Annotated in this window: 3 protein-coding genes; 1 reads left to right on the top strand and 2 read right to left on the bottom strand. The window is 29.0% G+C overall.

Annotation, left to right across the window (positions count from 1 at the left end; all coding sequences use genetic code 11):
* Positions 1–368 precede the first annotated feature (368 nt).
* Complete coding sequence (locus DIU01_RS11935) at positions 369–1055, top strand: murein L,D-transpeptidase catalytic domain family protein (RefSeq protein ID WP_290834747.1); 687 nt, start codon at positions 369–371, stop codon at positions 1053–1055.
* On the opposite strand, the gene DIU01_RS11930 is transcribed toward DIU01_RS11935, so the two are convergent.
* Together DIU01_RS11930 and DIU01_RS11925 are read right to left on the bottom strand one after the other, a co-directional pair.
* Positions 1044–2750, bottom strand: a complete 1707-nt coding sequence (locus DIU01_RS11930; RefSeq protein ID WP_290834746.1) for a L,D-transpeptidase family protein — start codon at positions 2748–2750, stop codon at positions 1044–1046. The genes DIU01_RS11935 and DIU01_RS11930 overlap by 12 nt on opposite strands.
* On the bottom strand, positions 2737–3189 hold the full coding sequence (locus DIU01_RS11925; protein ID WP_290834744.1) for a GNAT family N-acetyltransferase: 453 nt from the start codon (positions 3187–3189) through the stop codon (positions 2737–2739). The genes DIU01_RS11930 and DIU01_RS11925 overlap by 14 nt, the downstream gene beginning before the upstream one ends.
* Positions 3190–3247: the final 58 nt, after the last annotated feature.

The following is a 3247-nucleotide window of genomic DNA, read 5'->3' as shown; positions in this document are numbered from 1 at the left end:
TAAATTTGTTTTCAGTGTTTTTTTTAACGTTTGAGAATAACTATTTAAATTAAAAATAATCAGAAAAGAGAATAGTAAAAATACTTTATTGGCCATTTATGCGTTTGTTTATTAGGCAAATATAAATTTATCTACCAAACTACACAACTGAAATTGTAATAGTATTCCTAAATCTTTAATTTTTTTAATTTTTTTTATGTTTTCTTGAAAGAAAATACATATTAAAAATAATTAAATTTTCATTATAACGTTAAAAAATGCATTTTATCGACTGTTTGTGTAGAATTAATTTGACAAGACGGATATGCTTTTATAGATTTGTCATCCCAGATTTAAATTTTACCCATAAATAAGAATACCAACAAGTTATGATTATATTAAAGTTATTGATTGCGTTATTGTCTTTTTCTCCAAACCTACCGAAAGAGACAAAACCCAAAAGCATCGCAATCGCACCAGTTGTTAAGAAAGTAGTTGTTGTTTACAATTCAATAGATGCTAATAATTTGAAACTTCCAAACATAGAAAGTTTTTCATCGGCATTTGAAGGTTATAATTTATTGAAAGAACAAGGAAAAATACAAAACGATTTTTTAACTATTGTCGATTTTAGTTTGAGTTCTCAATCTAAAAGGTTGTGGGTTATTGATATGAAAAATCTAAAAGTAGTGTACAATACATTAGTTGCTCACGGAAAAAACTCGGGTTTAGATTATGCAACCAATTTTTCAAATGTAAATTCATCTAATAAAAGTAGCCTAGGATTTTTTATGACTGGCGAAACGTATATGGGTAAACATGGTTTGTCTTTAAAACTAGACGGATTGGAGAAAGGCATAAATGATAAAGCTAGACAACGAGGAATTGTGGTTCACGGTGCCGATTATGTTTCGTCTAATTTTGCAAGAAATAACAATAGATTGGGAAGAAGTCAAGGTTGTCCTGCTTTACCAGTTGAGTTGAGTAAAAGCATTATTAAAATGATAAAAAACAAATCTTGTTTGTATATCTATCATCCTTCAAGAGACGTTAATTCTTCTAGATTAATATCTTAATTTAGAATACAAATCGGCGTCTAAACAATAAATATCTTCTCTAAATTGAAGTGTTCCATTGCTTTGCCAAGCGGTCCAATACAATTGATGAACGAAAATATCATTAGGAACTTTTACAACAATTGTCTTTAATTGTGGTTTAGGAAGTACTTTCTTTTCTAATACTAAAGTTGGATCTTTGGCCATAAGTTTGGCGTATTTCTTATCAATCTCAAGCTGTTTTTTTAAACGTAACTTGTTGTAATGATTGATGTCTGTTGTGTCTATAATTCTTTTTAATGACCATTTTGTAGTGTCATTTAAAATGTGAGCAGCCATTTCTAATGGTTTTTCTAATCGAACACAACCAGAACTTAATGATCTGTAGTTTAAAGAAAAATAATCTCTGTGATTGGTGTCATGAAGATATACAGAATACTTGTTTGGGAAATTAATTTTCATTAATCCCAAGGAGTTGTTTCTGCCCGGATTTTGGACGTATTTGTATTTATTAGCGTCCGATTTTTTCCACGAATACGGACTAACTTCTTGATTCTTGTTGTTAAAAATTTGCAATCCTTTTTTTCTAAATACACCTCTATTTTTTTCGGCTTCTGGATAAATATCTTCTTTTAAAATAGTGGGTGGAACAGTCCAATTTGGATTCAAATTAATATTTGAAATTTTAGATTCTAAAATAGGAGTTGGTCTTGTGTCTTTTCCAACAACAACTTTTTGTGACAGAATAGTATCACCATCTTTAACTGCAACGATTGTATAATTGGGAATGTTAATCAATAAATAGTGATTGCCAAAATCATTTGCATACCATCGCCATCTTTCTAAGTTTGCTATAACCTGCTGAATTCGCATTTCTTTCGTGAAATTTAAAGCATCGATTGTGCTTCTACCAATTACCCCATCGGGTTTTAAACCATGTCTAGCTTGAAATATTTTAACTGCTTCCAGAGTTTTTGCATCATATAATGTTGATAAAATGGTGTCTTTTTCTTTCATATCACCCCAATAAAGAAGGCGTTTTTTTACTGTAGGAATGTAGTTATTCTTTTTGTTAGGAAGTATTCTTTGTTGTAAACCAATGGTTCCAACTTGGTCTTCGGGTAATTTTTTTAGAATCTCAAGACACGATTTTAGTTGTTTATAAATGATGTGTTGCGGTTTACATTTTTCAACTAGTTCTTCAAATTTATCATTGTCAATGCAATCAAAAAGTAGTTTGTTTAGGTCTAATTTTTTATCTTCAAGATCCCAATCGTTATATAATTTTTTCGGATTTAATTTCCCGTAACTTATGTGTTTTAGGTATAATTGAATACTTGAAGTTAATATTAAATCATATTTTACAAGAAGTGAATCGGGTAAATCGTCATATTTTTCCTCGAATGATTTTATCGAATTTATATTGTAATCTTTCGATTCTAAACCTTCATTTTCGGCTAAACTAATTTCAGAAATGATAAAATCTCTATATTTTTTAGATTCCCAAACGGTTTCATTATTATAATTTTTGTAGAAGGATTTAAGTTCTTCATTTTTATATTCATTAATATAAGTAGAATCAATTTTTATCTTTTCTTTTTCAAAAATAGTAAAGTCAATGAAAGAAGCATTGGCAGAAGAAATAGAGGTATTATTTCTCTTGCAACTCGAAAAAACTATAAGAAGTACTAGTAGGTAAAGTTTATTCATGGGCATAATGCAACTTCTTTTTCATTATATAGTGAATTCCGATATCTGCAATAGAAAAAGGAGTTCCAATTATTTCGTAACCAATTTTTTTATAAAAACCAACGGCATTTTCTCTAGCATTAAACCAAATGATTGTACCTTTTTTATTCAAAACATATTCTTCAGATTGTTTTACTAACAATTCTCCGAAACCTTTTTTCTGAAATTCGGGTAAAACTGCCATTCCTCTAATCTGGAATTGATTTTCATATTTAAAAGTACCATTATTATTTTGAAAAACCGATACAACTCCTATTAATTTTTCATCAACAAAAAGTCCGAAATGAACTGTTGATGATAAAGTATCACCATCAAATTGACAACTTTCAATAGGTTTTCCACTCCTTAAAACAGGATAACGCACGGCAAATGCCTCAATTGATGTTATGTTTTGAATTTTTATCATAATTTTTCGGACTGCAAAGAAACAGATAACAATTTAATATTAAATAATTTACGGCAAG

Origin of the sequence: Flavobacterium sp. (assembly GCF_003525665.1) — a bacterium.
Classification (GTDB): domain Bacteria; phylum Bacteroidota; class Bacteroidia; order Flavobacteriales; family Flavobacteriaceae; genus Flavobacterium.
This window is presented reverse-complemented; position numbering and strand designations above follow the sequence as displayed.

What these genes read in the sequence shown, in the direction of transcription:
- DIU01_RS11935 (WP_290834747.1), top strand. Translation starts at nt 369, where the DNA reads ATGATTATATTAAAGTTATTGATTGCGTTATTGTCTTTTTCTCCAAAC.
- DIU01_RS11930 (WP_290834746.1), bottom strand. Translation starts at nt 2,750, where the DNA reads ATGCCCATGAATAAACTTTACCTACTAGTACTTCTTATAGTTTTTTCG.
- DIU01_RS11925 (WP_290834744.1), bottom strand. Translation starts at nt 3,189, where the DNA reads ATGATAAAAATTCAAAACATAACATCAATTGAGGCATTTGCCGTGCGT.